The sequence below is a fragment of the Pedobacter heparinus DSM 2366 genome (assembly GCF_000023825.1).
In the GTDB taxonomy this organism is placed as follows: Bacteria; Bacteroidota; Bacteroidia; order Sphingobacteriales; family Sphingobacteriaceae; genus Pedobacter; species Pedobacter heparinus.
The window spans coordinates 1,202,901-1,224,403 of the sequence record NC_013061.1 but is presented as its reverse complement, the minus strand read 5'-3'; the positions used below and the strand labels follow the sequence as shown (position 1 = coordinate 1,224,403).

At 43.2% G+C, this 21,503-nt stretch carries 13 protein-coding genes; 3 read left to right on the top strand and 10 right to left on the bottom strand.

Annotated features, from left to right (window positions below):
- Positions 1-7: 7 nt before the first annotated feature.
- Complete coding sequence (locus PHEP_RS05200; RefSeq protein ID WP_012781203.1) at positions 8-8,791, bottom strand: Ig-like domain-containing protein; 8,784 nt, start codon at positions 8,789-8,791, stop codon at positions 8-10.
- 161 nt (positions 8,792-8,952) lie between these two features.
- On the bottom strand, positions 8,953-9,984 hold the full coding sequence (locus PHEP_RS05195; protein ID WP_162141684.1) for a helix-turn-helix domain-containing protein: 1,032 nt from the start codon (positions 9,982-9,984) through the stop codon (positions 8,953-8,955).
- 457 nt (positions 9,985-10,441) lie between these two features.
- On the opposite strand from PHEP_RS05195, the gene PHEP_RS05190 reads away from it, so the two are divergent.
- The 3 genes from PHEP_RS05190 to PHEP_RS05180 are packed head-to-tail and all read left to right on the top strand — an operon-like array spanning position 10,442 to position 16,370.
- Positions 10,442-11,692 (top strand): FecR family protein, encoded by a 1,251-nt coding sequence (locus PHEP_RS05190; RefSeq protein WP_143715698.1) that lies wholly within the window; start codon positions 10,442-10,444, stop codon positions 11,690-11,692.
- Positions 11,692-14,982, top strand: coding sequence for a SusC/RagA family TonB-linked outer membrane protein (locus PHEP_RS05185; RefSeq protein WP_012781200.1), 3,291 nt, complete (start codon positions 11,692-11,694; stop codon positions 14,980-14,982). The genes PHEP_RS05190 and PHEP_RS05185 overlap by 1 nt, the downstream gene beginning before the upstream one ends.
- A gap of 8 nt (positions 14,983-14,990) precedes the next feature.
- Positions 14,991-16,370 carry a RagB/SusD family nutrient uptake outer membrane protein gene (locus PHEP_RS05180; protein WP_012781199.1) on the top strand — a complete coding sequence of 460 codons (1,380 nt, stop codon included), beginning with the start codon at positions 14,991-14,993 and terminating at the stop codon, positions 16,368-16,370.
- Positions 16,371-16,419: 49 nt separating this feature from the next.
- On the opposite strand, the gene PHEP_RS05175 is transcribed toward PHEP_RS05180, so the two are convergent.
- The 8 genes from PHEP_RS05175 to PHEP_RS05140 form a co-directional block, all read right to left on the bottom strand.
- Complete coding sequence (locus PHEP_RS05175) at positions 16,420-16,728, bottom strand: MerR family transcriptional regulator (RefSeq protein WP_012781198.1); 309 nt, start codon at positions 16,726-16,728, stop codon at positions 16,420-16,422.
- Positions 16,729-16,815: 87 nt separating this feature from the next.
- Positions 16,816-17,271, bottom strand: coding sequence for a MauE/DoxX family redox-associated membrane protein (locus tag PHEP_RS05170; protein ID WP_012781197.1), 456 nt, complete (start codon positions 17,269-17,271; stop codon positions 16,816-16,818).
- A 127-nt stretch (positions 17,272-17,398) separates the two neighbouring features.
- A complete protein-coding gene (locus tag PHEP_RS05165) occupies positions 17,399-18,358 on the bottom strand; it encodes a helix-turn-helix transcriptional regulator (protein ID WP_036675192.1) in 960 nt (319 codons plus the stop codon).
- Positions 18,359-18,461: 103 nt separating this feature from the next.
- Complete coding sequence (locus tag PHEP_RS05160; protein WP_012781195.1) at positions 18,462-19,070, bottom strand: alpha-ketoglutarate-dependent dioxygenase AlkB family protein; 609 nt, start codon at positions 19,068-19,070, stop codon at positions 18,462-18,464.
- Positions 19,071-19,206: 136 nt separating this feature from the next.
- Entirely contained in the window at positions 19,207-20,301 is a 1,095-nt protein-coding gene (locus PHEP_RS05155; protein WP_012781194.1) for an Ldh family oxidoreductase, read from the bottom strand.
- On the bottom strand, positions 20,282-20,644 hold the full coding sequence (locus PHEP_RS05150) for a hypothetical protein (protein ID WP_012781193.1): 363 nt from the start codon (positions 20,642-20,644) through the stop codon (positions 20,282-20,284). The genes PHEP_RS05155 and PHEP_RS05150 overlap by 20 nt, the downstream gene beginning before the upstream one ends.
- Positions 20,645-20,654: 10 nt before the next feature.
- Positions 20,655-21,149, bottom strand: coding sequence for a GlcG/HbpS family heme-binding protein (locus PHEP_RS05145; protein WP_238326542.1), 495 nt, complete (start codon positions 21,147-21,149; stop codon positions 20,655-20,657).
- The gene (locus PHEP_RS05140) at positions 21,133-21,495 is read right to left on the bottom strand and encodes a cupin domain-containing protein (RefSeq protein WP_012781191.1); all 363 of its coding nucleotides are present in this window, start codon (positions 21,493-21,495) and stop codon (positions 21,133-21,135) included. The genes PHEP_RS05145 and PHEP_RS05140 overlap by 17 nt, the downstream gene beginning before the upstream one ends.
- Between the last annotated feature and the right edge of the window lie 8 nt (positions 21,496-21,503).

The following is a 21,503-nucleotide window of genomic DNA, read 5'->3' as shown; positions in this document are numbered from 1 at the left end:
TGCTGTTTTACTCTGGTCTGGTAATGGTAATGAAACCCTTGAAACGTGGCCTGCTCGTCCCAAAGTCTATGATATAGTAATAGGTGCCTTCAGCCAGTGGCGCTCCATTTAAGGTACCTTCCCAGCTATTGTCGTAAGCTTTTTTGCTATAGATCGGACGACCAGTCCTGTCAAAGATCTTCACCTCATTATTCGGATAAAAATCAATGTTATCGATAACCCATTTGTCATTTATCCCATCGCCGTTTGGAGACATGATGTTGGTGGCTTTGATCTTCACAAAATCTTCCAGTACAGTTAAAGTAATGGTTTTTGTTTCTGTACATCCGCTGGCATTGGTCACCGTTACAGTATAGGTTGTAGTCTGGCTTGGCCTTACGGTTATTACCGGAGCGTTCGTTGTACCTATGATACTGCTGTTGGCTGCCCAGGTATAACTGCTACCACCTGTTGCGGTAAGCAATACGGTCTCTCCCTTGCTGATCTCCGTTCCTTTATCACTGTTGATAGCCACCACGGGCAGGGCATTAACTGTAATGGTTAAAGTCCTGCTGTAAGTATCTATTCCCCCGTTTGCAGTGCCACCATTGTCTTTCACTGTTACCGTTACAGTAGCTGTTCCAGCTATTGCACCGGCTTTTACGCGGTAGCTTAAGGTTGCGGTAGCACCACTGCCGGTTACTGTCAGCGCCTCAAACAAACCAGCATTGTTACTGCTCACACTTAAAACAGTGCTCTGTGCAGTTTCAGGGCCGGCACTAATGCCAGTTAAAGCTAAGGCTTGTGCTGCTGTGGTAAAGCAGATCGTTTGATCAGCTATCGTTGCAAGTGTAGGAATCTCATTTACATCAATAAGGGTAATGGTCAGTATTTTTTCCAGGCTCAGGCCATATTGTGTGGTACTTTTTACGCGCACACTGTAACTGGCTTTGCTTTCAAAGTTAAGTACTGATGCAGTATTGATCTTGTTACCGATGATGGCAAATGATGCATTGTCTGTATCGCCTGTTCCGGCAGCTAAAGTATAGGTAAAGGTTGCCGAAGGATCATCAGAAGTACTGCTTAAGGTTCCGGCATTGGTACCTGCTGCGCTGTTCTCGTAAAGCGCTACCCCAGCCAGATTGATATTGGTTGGCGCACCTCCTTTAACCGTCAGTGTTCCTTTTACATAACTGAAACTGTAGTTGGCTGCTACTGCACCACTGGCATTAATGTCATAAGTGCCAGCCGGACTTGTGGTAATTGCAGTTGTGCTTATGGTTGGTAGAGTAGTCAATACCGAATTGCTTTCACCATTGACAAAACCAGAATAATTTACTGTTAATGCCGGGTTTGCTGTTCCTGCAAAACGTTCTTTGTTATCGGCAGTAATGGTCAGCACTTTCCTGCCTACCGTCAAAGCTCCATTCATATAAACGATGCTGTAGTTGCTCAATCCCGTACCAACAGCTGCAGCGGGCACAATTGGATAGGTTGAACCTGCTACAGTTGCAGTACCCGAAGCGCCTGTACTGGTTAAAGTAACACCGGTGACGGTATTGCCGTTGATCAGTCCTGTGGTGGTAAACTCGGTGCCGGCAAAAGTTACGGCATCACCATAGGCTTTGGTCCTTGCTGAAGCGGTAATGGTCAGTGTTTTTGCCGTTATAGTCAATACCCCATTCGGGTTGGTAACGGTATAGTTGCCCAACTTGCTGTCAGGATCGGCCAGTGTGGCTACGATTGGATAGTTAGTCCCTGCAACTGCCGTAGCAGCTGCCCCTGTACTGTTGCGGGTCAAAGTAATGTTGTCTCCGTTCTGGATACCGGTGATGCTGCCTGTAAAGTCAGCATTGGCCAGTACATCGCCATAGGCTTTCGAGCGGTCGGTATTCACCACAACCAAAGCTTTCGGGTTAACCGTTAAAGTACCGTTTACATAGGTGATGGTGTAGTTATTTAACCCTGTGCCAGTAGCTGCTGTTGCCACAATCGGGTAAGGCCCACCAGCAATGCTCGCTGTAGCAGCTGCTCCTGTGCTGGTCAGGGTCACACCGGTGACGGTATTGCCATTGATCAGTCCTGTTGTGGTAAACTCGGTACCTGCAAAAGTTACGGCATCGCCATAGGTTTTGGTCCTTGCCGAAGCGGTAATGGTCAATGTTTTTGAAGTTACTGTCAAAGTTCCGTTGGGGTTAGTGACTGTATAGTTGCCCAGCTTGCTGTCTGGATCGGCCAGTGTGGCTACGATTGGATAGTTAGTCCCTGCAACTGCCATAGCTGCTGCTCCCGTACTGCTGCGAGTCAAAGTAATGTTGTCTCCGTTCTGGATACCGGTGATGCTGCCTGTAAAGTCAGCATTGGCCAGTACATCACCATAGGCTTTTGAGCGGTCGGTATTTACTACAACCAAAGCTTTCGTATTTACCGTTAGTGTTTGCAGGACATTCAATGCTGCATTATAGCTGGCACTTCCTGTCTGGCTCGCCGTAATCACCGTGCTCCCCGCCTTTAATATCGTAGCGGTATTTCCCGTAATGGAAACCACTGAAGGGTCTGCAGCGGTATAGGTCACCGTTAAACCACCTGATGAGTTCGCATTGCCAAGGGCAAATGACACATCACCGTAAGTTTTTGTAGCGATAGTAGTAAAAGTGATCGTCTGATTGGCTTTCGGAACTGCTGTAACATCTGCACTTGCTGCGCTGATGTTACCAGCCTGGTCAATTGCCTGAATCCGGTAATAATAACCTGTACCGTTGGTTAAACCTGCATTTGTATAGGTTGTTGTCCCTGCCGGGACATCTGCCAAAGTTGTTGACGGGGTGGCAGTAGTTCCCGATAAGATCCTGTATTTGGCCAGATCTGTTGCCGGACTAGCTGTCCAGTTCAGTACAATCTGCGTATCACCTGGTGTTGCAGCCAAACCTGCCGGTGTGGCCGGAGCAGACTGATCAAAAGTGATCAACCCGTTACCTGTGGTAACCACAGTTCCTGTATTTCCCGACACATCACTAAAAGCAATGCTGTAAGCAACCAGTCCTTCCGCATCAGCACCTGTAAAAGTATAAGCAGCCGTCCAGTTGTTGCCCAAAGCTGTTGGGATAACTGTATGCCCTGCAATGGTCACTACCGGGGTTACTGTTTCGCTGGAAGTAAAGGTCAGTGTAGCTACATCCCCCACCTTCGCAATTGTGGGAACTGCATTGCCAGATGAAATATTTACAACACTTAAGGTAGGTAATGCAGTATCAAAAGTTAAAGCTGGTGATGTTCCTGCCCCACCATTATTACCAGCAGCATCAGTGTAAGCACCTGCTGTAACAGTAATGCTGGCCGTCCCGTTGTTTTGTCCAGGAGCAGGTGTAAAAGGTGCTGTCCTAAGCAATCCTGTTCCTGATATCGTAGCCAGTGTACCTCCTGAAACTACCACATCTCCTATTGAACCGTTCCAGGCAAATGTTGTTCCCGGATCTTCACTAAAAGTAAAGGTGATCGTTGCTGTTTGTCCTGCTGTTAATGTATTGACATTACTTGTAATGGCTATTGTAGGAGCAGCACCATCTATAGTGATTGCTAATCCTGCCGATGCTGTACTGGTATTTCCTGATGCATCTTTTGCTTTTGCAGTGATGGTATGTGAAGTTGCAGTCAGAGTTGAAGAAGTGATTGACCAGTTACCGCTGCCATCAGCAGCGACAGTTCCCAATATCGTAATACCGTCAGTATCGTATAAGGTAACCGTAGCACCTGGTTCTGCCGTACCTGTAAAAGCAGGTGTGGTTACGCTGGTGATGTTGTCACCTGATATACCTGTATCACTTCCTGCTGCAAGAACAGGGGTTGATGGTGCATTCGGCGCAGTGTTATCAATAATGATCGTCAGACCCGCCGATGCTGTACTGGTATTTCCTGATGCATCTTTTGCTTTTGCAGTGATGGTGTGCGAAGTTGCAGTCAGAGTTGAAGAAGTAATTGACCAGTTACCGCTGCCGTCAGCAGCGACAGTGCCCAGTATAGTCGTACCATTTGTATCGTATAAGGTAACCGTAGCACCTGGTTCTGCCGTACCTGTAAAAGCAGGTGTGGTTACGCTGGTGATGTTGTCACCTGATATACCTGTATCACTTCCTGCTGCAAGAACAGGGGTTGATGGTGCATTTGGAGCAGTGGCATCAATGATGATCGTCAGACCTGCTGATGCGAGGCCGGTGTTACCAGCTGCATCAGTAGATTTTGCAGTGATGGTATGTGAAGTTGCAGTCAGAGTTGAAGAAGTGATTGACCAGTTACCGCTGCCGTCTGCAGCGATAGTTCCCAGTACAGTAGTACCGTTTGTATCATAAAGTGTTACAGTACTACCTGCTTCAGCCGTACCTGTAAAAGCAGGTGTGGTTACGCTGGTGATGTTGTCACCTGATATACCTGTATCACTTCCTGCTGCAAGAACAGGGGTTGATGGTGCATTCGGCGCAGTATTATCAATGATGATCGTCAGACCTGCTGATACCGTACTGGTATTTCCTGATGCATCTTTTGCTTTTGCAGTGACGGTATGAGCGGTTGCGGTCAGCAGTGAAGAAGTGATTGACCAGTTACCGCTGCCGTCTGCAGCGACAGTGCCCAGTACAGTAGTACCGTTTGTATCATAAAGTGTTACAGTACTACCTGGTTCTGCCGTACCTGTAAAAGCAGGTGTGGTTACGCTGGTGATGTTGTCACCTGATATACCTGTATCACTTCCTGCTGCAAGAACAGGGGTTGATGGTGCATTTGGAGCAGTGGTATCAATGATGATCGTCAGACCTGCTGATACCGTACTAACATTACCAGCCGCATCTTTTGCTTTTGCAGTAAGGGTATGTGAAGTTGCAGTTAGAGTTGAAGAAGTAATTGACCAGTTACCGCTGCCGTCAGCAGCGACAGTACCCAGTATAGTCGTACCATTTGTATCATAAAGTGTCACTGTAGCACCTGGTTCTGCCGTACCTGTAAAAGCAGGTGTGGTTACGCTGGTGATGTTGTCACCTGATACACCTGTATCACTTCCTGCTGCAAGTACAGGAGTTGACGGGGCATTCGGCGCAGTGTTATCAATAATGATCGTCAGACCCGCCGATGCTGTACTGGTATTTCCTGATGCATCTTTTGCTTTTGCAGTGATGGTGTGCGAAGTTGCAGTCAGAGTTGAAGAAGTAATTGACCAGTTACCGCTGCCATCAGCAGCGACAGTGCCCAGTATAGTCGTACCATTTGTATCGTATAAGGTAACCGTAGCACCTGGTTCTGCCGTACCTGTAAAAGCAGGTGTGGTTACGCTGGTGATGTTGTCACCTGATATACCTGTATCACTTCCTGCTGCAAGAACAGGGGTTGATGGTGCATTCGGCGCAGTGTTATCAATAATGATCGTCAGACCTGCTGATGCGAGGCCGGTGTTACCAGCTGCATCAGTAGATTTTGCAGTGATGGTATGTGAAGTTGCAGTCAGAGTTGAAGAAGTGATTGACCAGTTACCGCTGCCGTCTGCAGCGATAGTTCCCAGTACAGTAGTACCGTTTGTATCATAAAGTGTTACAGTACTACCTGCTTCAGCCGTACCTGTAAAAGCAGGCGTGGTTACGCTGGTGATATTATCACCTGATATACCGGTATCACTTCCTGCTGCAAGTACAGGAGTTGACGGGGCAGCCGGAAGCTGTGTATCAAAAGATAATGCTGGTGTAGTACCTGCACCGCCGTTATTGCCAGCTGCATCTGTATAAGTACCGGCTGTAACAGTAATGCTGGCTATTCCGTTGTTTTGTGCTGCTGTTGGTGTAAAAGTTACTGTTCTGGTCAGTCCTGTACCTGTGACCGCCCCCAGTGAACCTCCTGAGACCGTTATATCTCCCAGAGAAAATGATGATCCGGGATTTTCACTGAATGTGAAAGTGATTGTTGCTGTTTCTCCTGCTTTTAATGTGCTGACATTACTTGTAATGGCCAGTGTAGGGGCAGTATTATCTACGGTCACCACTAAACCGGAAGAGAGAATGCTGACGTTACCAACTGCATCGGTGGCTGTAGCTTTAATGGTATGAGATCCTTGGGTCAGTGCTGAAGAAGTGATTGACCAGTTACCGCTGCCATCAGCAGCGATGGTTCCCAGTGAAGTGGTACCATCAGTATCATATAAGATAACGGTAGCATTTGCTTCGGCTGTACCTGTAAAAGCAGGTGTGGCCAGTTTGGTGATATTGTCGCCTGGTATACCTGTATCACTTGCTGATGCCAGGACAGGAGTTGAAGGCGCAGCCGGAAGCTGTGTGTCAAAAGACAATGCTGGTGTAATACCTGCACCACCGTTATTGCCTGCTGCATCTGTATATGCACCAGCTGAAACGGTAATACTAGCCGTTCCGTTGTTTTGTGCTGCTGTTGGTGTGAAGGTTGCTGTTCTGGTTAGTCCTGTACCTGTGATAGCATCCAGTGTACCTCCCGAGACTACTATAGATCCTGTTGTGCCGTCCCATGTAAATGATGTTTCAGGATTTTCACTGAAAGTGAAGGTTATTGTTGCCGTTTCTCCTGCTTTTAAAGTACTGACATTACTTGTGATAGCCAATGTAGGGGCAGTGGTATCAATAGTAAATAATAAACCGGAAGACAGAACGCTGATGTTACCGGCTGCATCGGTGGCCGTAGCTTTAATGGTATGGTCTCCCTGGCTAAGTGGTGTTGAAATGTTTACCGTCCATTTGCCGGCGCCGTTCACAAAAGCACTCCCGATTACAGTTATACCATCAGTATCGTAGAGGGTAATGGTCGTATTTGCTTCTGCGTTACCGGTAATACGGGGGGTGGTTACATTCGTAAGATTATCGGTGGAGGATATACCGGTATCACTTGCGGCTACCAGATCTGGTGTAGATGGCGCAACCGGGGCTATGGCATCAATTGTAATATCGTTATTTGCACTTAAAGATCCTGCGGCACCTGGTGCAGGTAAGGTTAGTGTAGCATTTGTACCGCTGGTACTGATGGTACCGCCATTAAGGGTTAAAGCAGTTGTGCTCTGGTAATCCAGGTCGGCAGTGTTATCTCCTGCCTGTACAGTATAGTTAAAAGTAAGCGCAGTTGTACCGGTTCCTGATGAATAATTGATTGTCCTGTCTGTGGTTCCGGTTTCCAGCAGAAGCTGTGGCGTGCCCGTTACAGTTACTGCCGCAGAAAAATTAACCTGTACAGAGATCACGTCACCTGTTTTATAGGTGCCATCTGCCGTACTGGAGGTTACGCTGGTAACGGTAGTTGGTGGTGCGGTTATCGAGTAAACATTGCCCTGAAAAGAGGCTATCATCGCATTTCCTGCCAGATCAGCTATTCCTGATCCGGAAGCGGGTAAATCCATGTGAAATTGTCCACTTGTTGAACCTGTGTTTACTGTGACAGTATAAACTGTGCTGCTTACCGGGGTTACAGTAGTAACGGATGGTGTAGGACCACCACTTATAGGTAAGACAGTAAATGTAAAGTCTGATGCATTTAATCCTGTCACCGGTTCACTAAAGGTAACCGTGTAATTGACAGGTGTTGATACATTAGTAGGGTTAGTACTGGCTCTGACCATCGAAGATACCGTTGGAACCTGGCCATCAATTACAATATTTTTATTTGCACCTAAAGACCCCGCGGCACCTGTTGCAGGTAAGGTTAGTGTGGCATTTGTACCGCTGGCACTGATGGTACCGCCATTAAGGGTTAAAGCAGTTGTGCTCTGGTAATCCAGGTCGGCGCTTACATCTCCTGACTGTACAGTATAATTAAAAGTAAGCGTTGATGTACCGCTTCCTGATGAATAATTGATTGTCCTGTCTGTGGATCCGGTTTCCAGCAGAAGCTGGGGCGTGCCCGTTACAGTTACTGCCGCAGAAAAATTAACCTGTACAGGGATAACGTCACCTATTTTATAGGTGCCATCTGCCGTACTGGAGGTTACGGTTAGTTCAGTAATCGTATAAATGGGTTGAGTACCTTGAAAAGCACCACCACTTGCTCCCGGAGAAAGGTCTTTTGCGTCAGCCTCCGTATTTGTGCTGGCCCAATTGACAGGTGTTTTGATGTTATTTAACAGTTGTTCTTTTGTTCCGCTAAACAAAGATGAATAAGAATTGAACTGTCTGCTTAAATCAGGTCCGCCTGAATAAGTGACTAATGTGTTATAAGCATTTGTTCCGCTCAATTGTGCGGGCAGAACAGAGGTCTGGTTAGCAGGGGTGGTGCCCGTTGTTGCCCATCCGGTTGAAGTATCAGTGCCACCTATGGGAGGCGTGGTGTAGTTTGTATTTAAAAATCCATAAAGGAAATTAAAGCTATTGTCTGGATTTGTGGTATAAACCAACCAGCTGTCTCCGCTGACATTGCTAATCGGACGAATGCCTGAGTTTGTCCAACCGACTTTCGTAACAGATCCATATGTGGAAGGTTGAATTACCGGAGCCGCTAATGTGTTGTTGGTAAAGGAAATCGAGAAAACGGTGCCTATCGGAATGGCCTGACTGATGGTCCAAGTAAGGAGTCCATCTGAGGAGCTTGCTCCAAAAACAGTTCCGTTATAAGTATAGTCTGTAATTTTAACAACCGTCCCGGAAGGAATATCCACGAGTGTAACCAATGCAATAGTTCCTGTGTAAGGAGTTGTGGGACTTAGCCTGGTGTCACCGTTAACGCCAATAATGGCGATATCGCCAGGACTTAACTGTGCATGACTTATTTTTGCAGAAAATGAGCATAGTATCAGAACGATTAAAATAAGTAGATTTCTTTGCATATAAATGGATTAAGCGATTTTAGATTTTTGACAACGTTTTTACAGAATTGAAATTCGATATATAATTGTAGTCAAAATTACCCAGCTTATTATAATTAATAGTTAAAACTGGGGATTAAATTCCTCTAACCATTCAATAGTTGTATAAAAAGTGATGATATTTATGATACCTTCTTTTGTGAGAAATAGGCTTTGGGCATCAAACCTGTCTCTTTTTTAAAGGCATTGTAAAAAGTTGCCAGGCTTTTAAAGCCAGATTCATGAGCAATGGCTTCAATGGTCATTTTGTGCGCGTGAAGTGGATATTGTGTGCTAAAATAGCTAATGCGGTAACCATTTATCCAATCACGAAAGTTTTTATCGATTACGTTGTTGATTACAAATGAGCAGTGATGAACAGAAATATTCATTTCAGCAGCCAGGTCAACAATCTGAAAATCCGATATCAGGTATAACTTTTTAGCTGCCATTAAGGCTTCCATCTCAGCTGCGTATGCAGCTGATTGTTCAGGTAATAAGATGATTTTTTTAGTACTACCGGTATTCAATGTAGTATCTTCTACCCTTTCCTGGCCTTTATCTGCGACTTTTATACCATCAATAGGCGTTATTAAATAACGGTAAAAAATATCCGGCTGATGTAGGATGAACACAACAATAACAATCAAAACGAGACAGCTGATGATCACAAATATGGAATTGGCATAAGTTCTGTCCTGGCTTGTACTGAGCAATGGCAAAAAACTAACGAGCTGGAAAAACGTTGCTGCCTTTACAAAAAGTAAGATCCATTTCTTACCAGTATCTGCTTTGGGTTTTGCTTTCAATACCTCCGAATTTAACACCCTATACCAGGTGGCGGCTAAATAACCAAGTACCAATGCAGGCCTGCCTACAGAATATAAATAGGCCGGTAATATCCCGCTCCTTTCGTTAATAAAAAGCTGTTTATTATCAGTGATCTGTTTTAAGATATCGTGCCAGTTGATAACCGGAGCAAAAGGCCATGGGATAACATGGATAATGGCCAGGGCAGCAGGGATAAAATGAAGCCACTCCTTGTAGGGTAATTTTTTATCCGGGTTAATAAAATGGCTGACATAAAGGTAAAAGCAAGCCGGGGCGGCAAAGTACAATGGGGTAAAAAGCTGATGAAAAAAAGGAAAATAAGTCTGCTGTTTTGAGTTTACCAATAAAAGGACCAACATTTGACCGAATCTCGAAAAAAAGATAACTCCCAGTAAATAATTCAATACAGGATTACCCCGTTTGGCGAAAAACAGGTTGAAGGAGAACAGCAATAAAAAAAAGCAGATAATGCTGGTTAAAAAATTCAAAAAGCCCATATGCAGGCGGAAAGATAACGTTTTTTATGAAAATAGGAGCAACAATTATGGTTAAGAAATCAACTGTACTGACTAGCAGGACTTAATTTTTAAGAAACATTAGGGGATATCCATAAAATTATCTAATTTTAAGAATGTGATAAGCAATAACTTATTTTATTGTCTATTAATGAAAGTTGCCAATAAAATGAGCTTTGCTTTGCGGATAAAGCAGTAAAATTCCATACTTTTGAGTTGAGGATATGAAAAGAGTTTAAATTTAACGCATTATAAACTGAATCAGATTAAATTACATTCCCAGCAATTGGTTGCTGAAGTATTGGTGCTCATGCGTAATGATGAGGCATACAACTGGCCTGTGTACCATAATGGCCATGTTATTGGTAAAATATCTTACAATGAGCTGATGGCTTTTCTTGACCATAAGGAAGATGCGGGCAACATTTATTCTCATAAACTGCATTTTGACCTTGGCAGTGTATTGGTTGCCCTAAGGGACATGCGAACCGATAAGTATAAAAAACCACAACAGGCCATCTCTAAAAAATTGGTTGCAGGTTTAAGTTCTGTAGCTGTAATTACTATGGCGTTAATTGGCCTGAGCTGGATGTTTTTTAAATCCAATACAGCCCTGCCTGATGAAAATACTACCACCATCGTTTCCGATAAAATTGCATTAACCTTAGGCAGTGGCGAACAGCTGCTATTGGATGATACCAAAAAAGGAGTGGTTATAAACGCCGGTAGTTTAACCTACAATGATGGAACTTCCATTCCTGTTACCTCCCAAAAACAAGCTGCAGGGCTGACATTGCATACTCCACGTGGAGAGCAGTATCAGGTTACCCTACCCGATGGCACAAAAGTTTGGTTAAATGCAACCAGCCACCTGAAATTTCCTTCAACCTTTGCGGGACTGACCGAACGGAGGGTGAGCCTGGATGGGGAAGCTTATTTTGAAGTAGCTAAAATAAGCAGCAATACAAATGGTAAAATACGCAGGATACCCTTTATTGTGGAAAGCAAAGGTCAGGAAATAGAGGTTTTAGGAACGCACTTCGATGTGAGGGCCTACAACAATGAAGCTGAAGTAAAAACTACTTTGGTTGAAGGAAGCGTAAGGGTTACCCCATCATCCCGAAATAATGAACTTGCTAAAAGCCCCGACCCGTCATTGCTCGATCCCATGCGTACGAATGGTGTTAAACCAGCTGGTTACTACCTTAAATTAAGCCAGGCAGTGGTGCTTAAGCCCAATCAGCAAGCCGTCCTGACAGGCTCGGCTTTAGCTGTAAAAAGTATAGATGTTGAGGAAGCCCTGGCCTGGAAAAACGGAGAATTCGCATTCAGGAATATGCCTTTGGAAAATGTTATGCGCATAGTTGCCTGCTGGTACGATGTAGATGTTGTTTATCAGAACAAAACTCCGGATAATGCGCTTTTAGGTGGTACCATCTCTAAAACCGCAAATATTGTAGAAGTGCTGGATATGCTTGAAGTAATTGCAAATGTTAAGTTTAAAGTGGAAGGCAGAAAGGTTACTGTTGTACAATAATGCATTTAAAAAAGGGGTTTGTCATTTTTATTTTATTGGTACTCAGTGTGGCCGTAAAGGCCCAGAAACTCAATTATACACAAAAGAATGTTTCCCTGGTAAGGCTTTTTAAGGAGATCAAACAGCAGACCGGTTTTAGTGTGGCCTGGAATGAAAAGGAATTCAATGTGAACCAGCGCATAGACATCAGCTACAAGGATGCCGATGTTAAGAAAGTAATGGATGACATTTCGGCCCGACTCCAGCTTAGTTATACCATTATGGGTAAGGCAATTATTGTAAAAGATAAAAGACCTGCAGCAGGTATTGACCAAACCACAAATCCTAAACCCGCGAATAATCCTATCCCTATTGTTCAGGAAAGGGAATTTTTCCTGCAACAGGTTGAAATTGTAAGTACAGGTTATCAAAACATCCCTAAAGAACGCGCAACAGGAAGTTTTGCACTCGTAGACAGTGCGCAACTAAACCGGAGGGTTAGTCCTGATATATTTAGCAGGCTGGAAGGTATAACCAGTGGTTTGCTGTTCAATAAAAATACAGTAAACAGCAATTCTGGTAATTTGGATTTATCTATAAGGGGCAGAAGTACAATTTTTGCAAATGATCAGCCCCTGATTATCCTGGATAATTTTCCTTTTAATGGTGATTTCAATTCCATCAACCCGAATGATCTGGCCAATATTACGGTATTGAAGGATGCAGCAGCAGCTTCTATCTGGGGCGTAAGGGCTGGAAATGGTGTAATCGTGATCAGTACCAAACGGGGAAAGACCGGACAAGCATTAAACATTTCTTTAAATACCAACATTACTGTTGCAGGCAAACCGGATGTTTTTTACAATCCGAACCACCTGTCTTCATCGGATTTCATCGATATTGAAACTTTTCTGTTTAACAATGGAAAGTACGATGCTGCATTGACAGACCAGGTTAATTATCCGGTTGTTTCGCCGGTAGTGCAAATCCTGAACAAACAAAGGCAGGGACAGTCTGCCGCCGAAACGGAAAAACAATTAAATGCCCTGCGTGGAAATGACATCCGTAATGAAGAGTTGAAATACTTTTACCGCAAACCGGTTTCCCAGCAATATTTTTTGAATGCAAGTGGCGGAACAGCTAGATCGAGTCACTATTTTTCACTGGGCTATGACAAGACACTTTCCAGCCTGGTTAACAATGACAATGACCGGATAACCATCAATAGTCAAAATACCTTCAGGCCAATAAAGAACCTGGAAATTGAAGCTGGTTTTAACTATACAAGGATTGCATCAAGAGTGGACAGTACCATACGAGAAACCTCTGATGTCAATTTTACACCTTATTATCAGTTCAGGGATGCCAATGGCAATCCAACTGTATTTGATAAGAACTTCAGCGCTGATTATAAACAACAGGCGTTGACAAAGGGATTTCTGGATTGGTCTTATGTACCTTTAACCGAACTGGGAAAATCTCCATTTATATCAAAAAATAATGATGTTCGTGTAAATGGTGCTTTGAAATATACCATAATACCCGGCTTAAGTGCCGCACTAAAATACCAGTACCAGTTGCTTGACAACAAAACCGAACGTTACAATAGTTTAGAGACTTACCAGAGCAGGAACCTGATCAATCAATATTCTGTTTTGACTTCAGACAGGGTAAGCGGGTATCATATTCCATTGGGCGGAATTCTTTATAGTGCAAATGGCAAAGCTGTTTCCAATAATTTTCGGGCTCAGCTGGCTTATCAGAGAGATCTACAAAATTCTGCAGTTTCGGCTATATTGGGTTATGAATTGTCAGAATTTTCTTCTGATATCAGTGACCATTTTGATTATGGTTATGATCAGAAAACAGGTACATCCATACCTGTTGACTCTACAAGTACCTTTAATTTAAACCCTTCAGGTACGGGTAAAATCAATACCGGAGTTGCGCCTTTTGGAAAGCTGGACAGGATCAGGTCTGTGTTTGCCAATCTAGCTTACAGTTTTAACAACAAATACGTATTATCGGCTAGTGCCAGGATTGATGGATCGAATTATTTTGGGGTAAAAACCAATCAGAAAAATGTCCCGCTCTGGTCGGCCGGTGCTTTATGGAACGTAGACAGGGAAACTTTTTATCAGCTAAACTGGTTACCCATTTTAAAATTAAGGGCTTCTTATGGTTACAATGGAAACCTGGATAAATCGAATACCGGAATTACTACTTTCCGGTACAATGGAATAGGCGCGCTTTACACCGGGCTGCCCAACGCGGGAATCCTTAATATTGGGAATCCCGAGCTGCGCTGGGAGAAAATTGGTATTGCCAATTTCGGGATTGATTTTGGCCTGAAAGATCAGATTGTTACAGGAAAACTGGAATACTATTTTAAAAACGGAACGGATATTTTAGGCGATAAGGCTTTTGCTTCGAGTACAGGGATCAAAACCTTAAGAGGAAATTATTCGAAAATGAAGGCCAATGGCATGGATGTTTCTTTAATTTCACAAAATTTAAGAGGTGAACTGAAATGGACTACTAACTTTTTGTTTTCATTTGTACACGATAAAGTGACTTCTTACGATGTGATAGAGCCAAGAAGTGCTTATTATGTGGGGACTTATAGCACCAAACCTGTATTGGGAAGGCCAGTATATGGAATTTATAGCTACAAATGGGCGGGGCTTGATCCGGAAAATGGTGATCCGCGTGGTTATTTAAATGATGAGGTCAGCAAAAATTACAGTACAATTGTCAATACCACTTCTGTAAATGATCTGGAATACAACGGGCCGGCAAGACCAACTGTATTCGGTGGCTTAAACAATATTTTTTCTTATCGTAAGTTTACTTTGGGTTTTAACATCAGCTATAAACTAGGCTATTATTTCAGAAAACCTAGTATAAATTATACAAACTTATATACTGGCAATATGGGATTCTTTATGAATAGGGATTATGAGAACCGCTGGCAAAAAACCGGGGATGAACTGATTACCAATGTACCATCTATGGCCAGTTATGCAACAGACAGTTTCAGGGATATTTTTTATAACAATTCTTCTGTTACAGTTGCCAAAGGAGATCATATCCGTTTGCAGGATGTGAGCTTGAGCTATGACCTTGATCAAACCAACTGGAAAAGGATACCTTTTAAAAAAGTTCAGCTTTACTGTTATGCCAGTAATCTGGGAATGATCTGGAAGGCAAATGATTTCGGATTAGACCCGGATGTGATTCCGCTTATTAAGGAAAGATTGTCCAATCCCCTATCCAAAAGTTTTGCTTTTGGATTAAAGGCAAATTTTTAACTTTAATCATGATGATGAATAAAGGCACAAGATATTTCATATGGTTATTAATGTTTCCACTGATGTTTTCCTCATCCTGCAGAAATACCTGGCTGGAAGCTAAACCGGATAAATCGTTGGTTGTGCCCAATACCATAAAAGATTATCAGGCTTTATTGGATAACACTTCCACTACTTTTAACATTTTTCAGGCTTCTGGTTTAGCGGAAATGGCAGCTGGTGATTTCTATATAACGAATACCTCATGGCTAAATCTGTTTTCTATCCAGGAAAAATCAGCCTATATCTGGGAACAAACGTCAAAATTTTATAACGGGGAAGCGAGTACGGATTGGGTAGAGTCATACAAACGCATTTTGAATGCCAATGTGATTTTAGAAGGCATTGAAAAGATAAAACCCGCTGCCAACGAGCAACAGGAATGGAACAATGTAAAGGGAAGTGCTTTATTCTTACGGGCTTTTGATTTTTTTCACCTGGCGCAGGAGTATTGCAAAAGTTATGTAGCATCTACAGCAATTACAGAAATGGGCTTACCGCTAAGGCTGGAATACAATGTAAACATTCAGGTTAAACGCAGTACGCTTCAGCAAACCTATGATCAGATTATTAAAGATCTTGACCTGGCTGTAGATTTACTGGGTAGTCATCCAACTTATAAAACCAGACCTTCCAAGCAGGCTGTCTATGCTTTGCTGGCACGGGTTTACTTAGCGATGGAAAACTATGACCAAGCCGGAATAAAGGCAGATGCTGCCTTAAAGATCCAATCGGAATTACTCGACTTTTCTAAACTGAACAACAATGCCAGTTACCCTGTAGAAAGGTTTAATACTGAAGTTATTTTTCACAGTACTTTTAGTTATGGAATTTTTAATGCTACGCGTTTGATTGTAGAGCCCGGTTTGTTTGAATTGTATGCAGCGGATGACTATCGTAAACAATTATTCTTCAAAAGTGTAGCTGCTGGTGTAACCTACCGAGGGAATTACAGTGGCGACAAAAACTTTTTTGGCGGCCTGGCTACAGATGAACTGTATCTAATCAGGGCAGAAAGTAAAGCAAGAAACGGAGATTTGCCCTCTGCTTTAGCAGACCTGAACCATCTTTTGAAAAGCAGGTGGAAGGGCGTATATACAGATATGGTAAGTAATGATCCGGATTTGGTTTTAAGACTTATTTTGACAGAAAGAAGAAAAGAGCTGATTTTTAGAGGCATCCGGTGGAGCGATTTGAGAAGGTTAAACAGGGACAGCAGGTTTGCAGTAACCTTAACCAGGGTATTGAATGGCCAGACCTATACCCTGTTACCGAATGATAAGCGCTATGTCTTTCCGATTGATGAGGAAGAGCTTCGCTTAAGTGGCATCCAGCAAAATGAGCGTTAATTTTTTACTAGAAGAGGTGAACCTTTTAAAATTCACCTCTCCATTTATATTATTCGAAATGTCCTGATCTGACCGAACCTGGCTGGAAAGTGACGCCTGTACTAGGTAATGCATCTCCATCCTGGGTAGGTATAGGATTGCCCCCTATATTCCATTGCGCGGTACATATATCCCCACCTGCTTCACACCTGTCTTCAGAAAAGTAATAATAACCATTAGGGTTGTTGGGCAATGGGTTGGTCATATCTATTTTATAATACACCACTATTCCTCTTTTGTTAACTGTTGTAAAGGCGCTAAACCCAAACGCTAAACCGGCGATGAGCACGCCAAATGCTACTTTTTTAAACTTGTTCATGTGCTTGTAATTAATTATTTATGATTTTTCCCTGCTGTACATTATTTATACAGGTTACGGCAACTCCCTGTTTTTACGCGTAAATCTTTATTTCTTTTTATAGTTTAGAACCAATCCTGTAATAGCCAGCGCCACAAAACCCAAGTTAAACCAGATGTGCTGCTGCCAGGTCATTTCACTGATTACCCCTCCGCAATGACAAGGAAGCTTGCTGCCGGAAAAAACCATGTACATCAGGTATGCCGTAAAGGTGATCATCAGAAAAAATGATGCGTAGAGTCCCCATTTTTTAACTTGCGGAATGATCAGCAAAATACTGATCACCATTTCAATGATCGGTATGGCCCAGGCCACAATCAGACTGTAACTCCCGATTAAGGGCGACTTGGCAAGGGTACTCGCAAAAGATTTTATGGTCAACAATTTACTTGCTGCTGTATACATAAAAAGTATGACAAACAGATAAATGGCGATGTCTGTAATAATTGCCCTTGTTTTATCAGACAACTGCAATTTGGGTTCTTTGTTCAGTGTAATTTGCATAATGGGTATTTTTTATCGTTTTGCTGTTTCAAAATTGCTTTACATTTTTTTTAAAAAAAATGTACAATTCTGCCAAAAAAACTATTGGTTTGAATGGCAGGATTGTACCCCCATTTTTTTTATGATATTAGCCTGTTATTTTTTCTTGAACACTTAATTTTTTAGATGTTTTTTCAACACTTTTTGGCAATATGCCATAGTATTTTTTAAAGGCCTTACTAAAATAATGCGGATCATTGTAACCATTAAGCTGAGCAATTTCATAGATGGGTTTGTTGGTAGTAGAAAGCAGGGAAAAAGCCGAAGCCATGCGCAAATTGATTACCTGCTCGTGTAAGGGAATACCAAAAGCCAGTCTGGCCAGACGCGCCAGGCTCCGCTCTGAAACCATAAACCTATCAGCAATCTTTGGCAGGTCATCTACCATTGCTGAGGCATAATTTTCCTTTACAAAACGGGCAATGGCAGCTGCTTTCTCTAAGTGATAGTTGTGTGTAGGATTTTGTCCGGCAAGCTTCCTGTAATATTTATTGAGGCAGTGGTTAATAAAAATATAACCATCTGCATCGGCTATTAAATCGCTGCCCTTGGCATCCATTTTTTGTAAAGCGTTGAACAGGTTTGCAGCGATATCAAAGGATGGCAGCCTGTTGTATGCGCTTTCCGCGTTGCGATAAAATGCCGTAAAGGGTTTCAGTTCTTCCATTTTATGACATTTATAGATTAGCCAGTCGGGCCTGAAGGTGATCAGCAGCAGCTGATGAGCCCCCGAAGCAATGGTTTCTTGGTATTTACCGGCCGGTCGGTAACACAGCCAGCAGGAATTCTGATTCAGATTGGCATACATAAAAAAAGAAGGTTCATTTACAGAGAAATGAATATTTGCCTGTTGTTCAAGCTTATACTCGAACAATTCAATATGGGCCAGGTAATGACTGGCCGACTGAACAAGTAGACAGCCTTGGTTCATACCAAATTTCTGAACCTGCGCCATCCGTAAGGGCATGGCGCTGCAACTGTAGAACGGATCATCCGTCTGGCCCCCTGATGGTATGGCAGCCAGATGTAATTTGATTTGTGATTGCATTATTTATCATTTTTGAAATGCAGATAGATGATGCTACAAAGAAATCAATAAAATGTGCCCGACAAGGTATCCAACCGGGAATGATTTGGGAAATCTGGAAGTTTTAAGTGGTAATGGTACGGAAAGTCAGGTTTACCCTGGCTTTGTGCACCATTTTTGTAGGTGGCAGGCGGTGCAGCCAATTGCTTTGCGTAGTATCTTTCATCACGAGCAGGCTGCCATGCTCCAGAATCAGGGAAACAGTTTCCTTGCTTTGCTTGTGTTTAAATGAGAATTTCCGTTCAGCTCCAAAGCTCATTGAGCCAATGGCGCCGTTCTTTTTCAGGTCCTTTTCTCCATCGCTGTGCCAGGCCATGCCCTCTTCGCCGCTATGGTAAAGGTTAAGCAGACATGAATTAAAAGTCTCTCCGGTTTTTTGTTCGGCCATTGCTTTTAATTCTAGCAGCTCAGCAGTCCAGGCTAAAGCTTTTTTAGTGGTATTAGAATAGGTGTACTCAAATTCTCGGTCGCCATACCAGGCTACCTTACGTTTGGTAAAAATATGTTTTCCAAGAATGATGGCCTCGTCACTTTTCCATTCAATGGTATTTAACAACACCTGCAGGTAATGGTTTGCTGTTGCCGGGGACATAAGTTTGCCATAATAATTTACAATGCCCCCATGTGGCAATAAGTTTAGATCTGCTCCTGTACCTGTATTAAATAAATCCATGCTAACTCAATGCATCGTGAAAAACAGTAATAATCTTTGATGCCTTTTACAGGTCTAAAGTTAGTGGTAAATAATAACATTTCACGCTTTCGGGGTTTTAAGGTATTGGCTGCCACACCCCTTTTAGCTGTGGCGACTAATCAAACTTAATCCCGGTATATTCTTCAATAGTTTTTAATGAGCTGACAACTTCGGGATGCAATGGAATTCCCTCTTTCATCCTTAGTGTGTAAGCCTCTCTTTCCGGATCCCCAGGAATTAAAACACCTCCAGTGCCTGGGATTGGAGCAGTATTTCTCATAGTATGGATCCAGTCGTCAATATTGCTTTTGAACTCGTTGACATCCCTGAACCCGTCAATATCCATTGCACCAAAGAAATGTCCGATACCTTTACCTACCTGCCGCTCTGTTGGTGCAGAATCAATAGCAAACGGGACAGTGAAAGGGCCCCAGTTGGCCCCGCTTAAAACTGCGGAAAGCATATCGACCATAGCTGCCAGACAATACCCTTTATGCCCGCTTCCATTTTTATCGGCACCGAGTGGCAAGAGGGCCCCGCCCTGCATCATGTCGGTTGGTGATGTAGTGGGATTTCCCTGTTTATCAATACACCAGCCCAAGGGCATTTCTTCTGCCATTCTTCCGGCAATTTCAACTTTGCCGTAAGCTACGGCACTGGAAGCAAAGTCAATAACCACAGGCGGCTCTTTAAGTCCGGGAAAGGCAATGGCAATGGGATTGGTCCCAAGCATTTTTTCTGCACCATTAAAGGGGGCAACCCCTTTTGTGGTATTGGTCATTGACAGGCCAATGATGTCATCTTTTAATGCCATTACCGGATAATAGCCTGCGGCCCCATAATGGTTGGTGTTACACACACTAACCCAGCCTGAACCATGTAACCTTGCCTTTTGAATGGCAATTTCCATACATTTTGGACCTACAACCAGGCCCAGACCGTTATCACCATCAATGGTGGCCACACTTGCCCTTTCTCTCAGCATCCTCAGTTCCGGTCTGGGATTGATCTTTTTTGCCCGCAGCAGATCAAAATAGGTTTTTAACCGGGCAATGCCGTGCGAGTCTATCCCGTGTTCATCACTATAGGCCAGCACATCTGCTGCCAGTACGGCCTCATCATAAGGCACACCAAAATAGGTAAACGTCCGGGTACTGAATTCCCTGAGCTGAGTTGCAGAAAAATGTATATTATTTTTCTTTTTTCTCATCGGCAGGTTTTTTCTTTTTCAGTTTTGAATAAAAATCTTCTACCTTTTTTGCAGTTTCATTACCCAGTTCAGCTTCCATCTTTTTCGTTTTTTCTAACCTTACTGCCTTTGTTTTTTCCTTTTTGCCCACTTCATCTAAAGTCTGGTCGGCTTTAATGGCACTCATTTTAGGCTTAAATTCGGCTTCAATGGCTAAAACTGAAGCAATCTGGGCATCGGTAAGTTTTACCTCTTCTTTAAGTCCCTGGGTAATTTCTGCTTTACGTTTGGCGGCCCCGCCTTGTGCGGATGCAAATGTTACTGCTGCAAGTATGATGCAGATGGATAAAATAATTTTTTTCATTTTTTTTCTGTTAGATGGTTTGATAAATATTGTTTAACTCATTGTTTATAACTGCTCCTGGAATTCTGTCAAGGGCGCGGAGCACGATCTCAAGATCGGATACACTGCGTAAGCCACTGACACCAACGGATACGATGCTACCTCCTGGCAAAGTAATGGGCTGCCCCCCTTCCCAACCTATATAGTCGGGTTTTCTGATCCCAAACCTGTCTTCTTCAATCTCTTTATTAAAGACCAGCCTTTCATACTCCCCGGTTTTGAAACCTGTGATCCAAACCTGGCTGGCTTTGACCCAGGCTACTCTAAAAGCTTCTCGGCCCCTGATCTTATCGGTTCCGAAAACTTTTCCATGCACCATACCTTCTGCATCGATCAGGCAGATGGCCAGATTTCCATTGCTTTTAGCCCGGTCTTCCTCGTTTTCCAGATACAGGGGAACCAGATCGGATACGCCATCAATGATCTTATCAATCATGGCCCTTAATTCTTTATGCTTTTTCATCATGCGGTAAAAAATCTTCACGGTGCGGACTAAACACATCGATCAATACACCGGCTTCCAGACAAACTGATCCGTGTAAGGTATTGGGTGGAACATAAAAACCATCACCGGTTTTTAATATCTGTGCCTCCCCGTCAATGGTCAGCTCAAAAACGCCACTTTCTACATAACTTACCTGCGTATGAGGGTGTTCATGAACTGTTCCTACCGCACCTTTTTCAAACTTTACCTTTACCAGCATTACACGGTTGTCGTATCCATAGATCTGCCGTTGAATTCCCGGAGATGCATATTCCCAGGGTATATTGTCCCCCTGCTGAAAATTCTGACTTTTAATTAACTCACTCATATCACGTT

Excerpts from the sequence above, each read along its gene's own strand:
- PHEP_RS05200 (WP_012781203.1), bottom strand. The coding sequence starts at position 8,791 with ATGCAAAGAAATCTACTTATTTTAATCGTTCTGATACTATGCTCATTT.
- PHEP_RS05185 (WP_012781200.1), top strand. The coding sequence starts at position 11,692 with ATGCATTTAAAAAAGGGGTTTGTCATTTTTATTTTATTGGTACTCAGT.
- PHEP_RS05180 (WP_012781199.1), top strand. The coding sequence starts at position 14,991 with ATGATGATGAATAAAGGCACAAGATATTTCATATGGTTATTAATGTTT.
- PHEP_RS05175 (WP_012781198.1), bottom strand. The coding sequence starts at position 16,728 with ATGAACAAGTTTAAAAAAGTAGCATTTGGCGTGCTCATCGCCGGTTTA.
- PHEP_RS05170 (WP_012781197.1), bottom strand. The coding sequence starts at position 17,271 with ATGCAAATTACACTGAACAAAGAACCCAAATTGCAGTTGTCTGATAAA.
- PHEP_RS05165 (WP_036675192.1), bottom strand. The coding sequence starts at position 18,358 with ATGCAATCACAAATCAAATTACATCTGGCTGCCATACCATCAGGGGGC.
- PHEP_RS05160 (WP_012781195.1), bottom strand. The coding sequence starts at position 19,070 with ATGGATTTATTTAATACAGGTACAGGAGCAGATCTAAACTTATTGCCA.
- PHEP_RS05155 (WP_012781194.1), bottom strand. The coding sequence starts at position 20,301 with ATGAGAAAAAAGAAAAATAATATACATTTTTCTGCAACTCAGCTCAGG.
- PHEP_RS05150 (WP_012781193.1), bottom strand. The coding sequence starts at position 20,644 with ATGAAAAAAATTATTTTATCCATCTGCATCATACTTGCAGCAGTAACA.
- PHEP_RS05145 (WP_238326542.1), bottom strand. The coding sequence starts at position 21,149 with ATGATGAAAAAGCATAAAGAATTAAGGGCCATGATTGATAAGATCATT.
- PHEP_RS05140 (WP_012781191.1), bottom strand. The coding sequence starts at position 21,495 with ATGAGTGAGTTAATTAAAAGTCAGAATTTTCAGCAGGGGGACAATATA.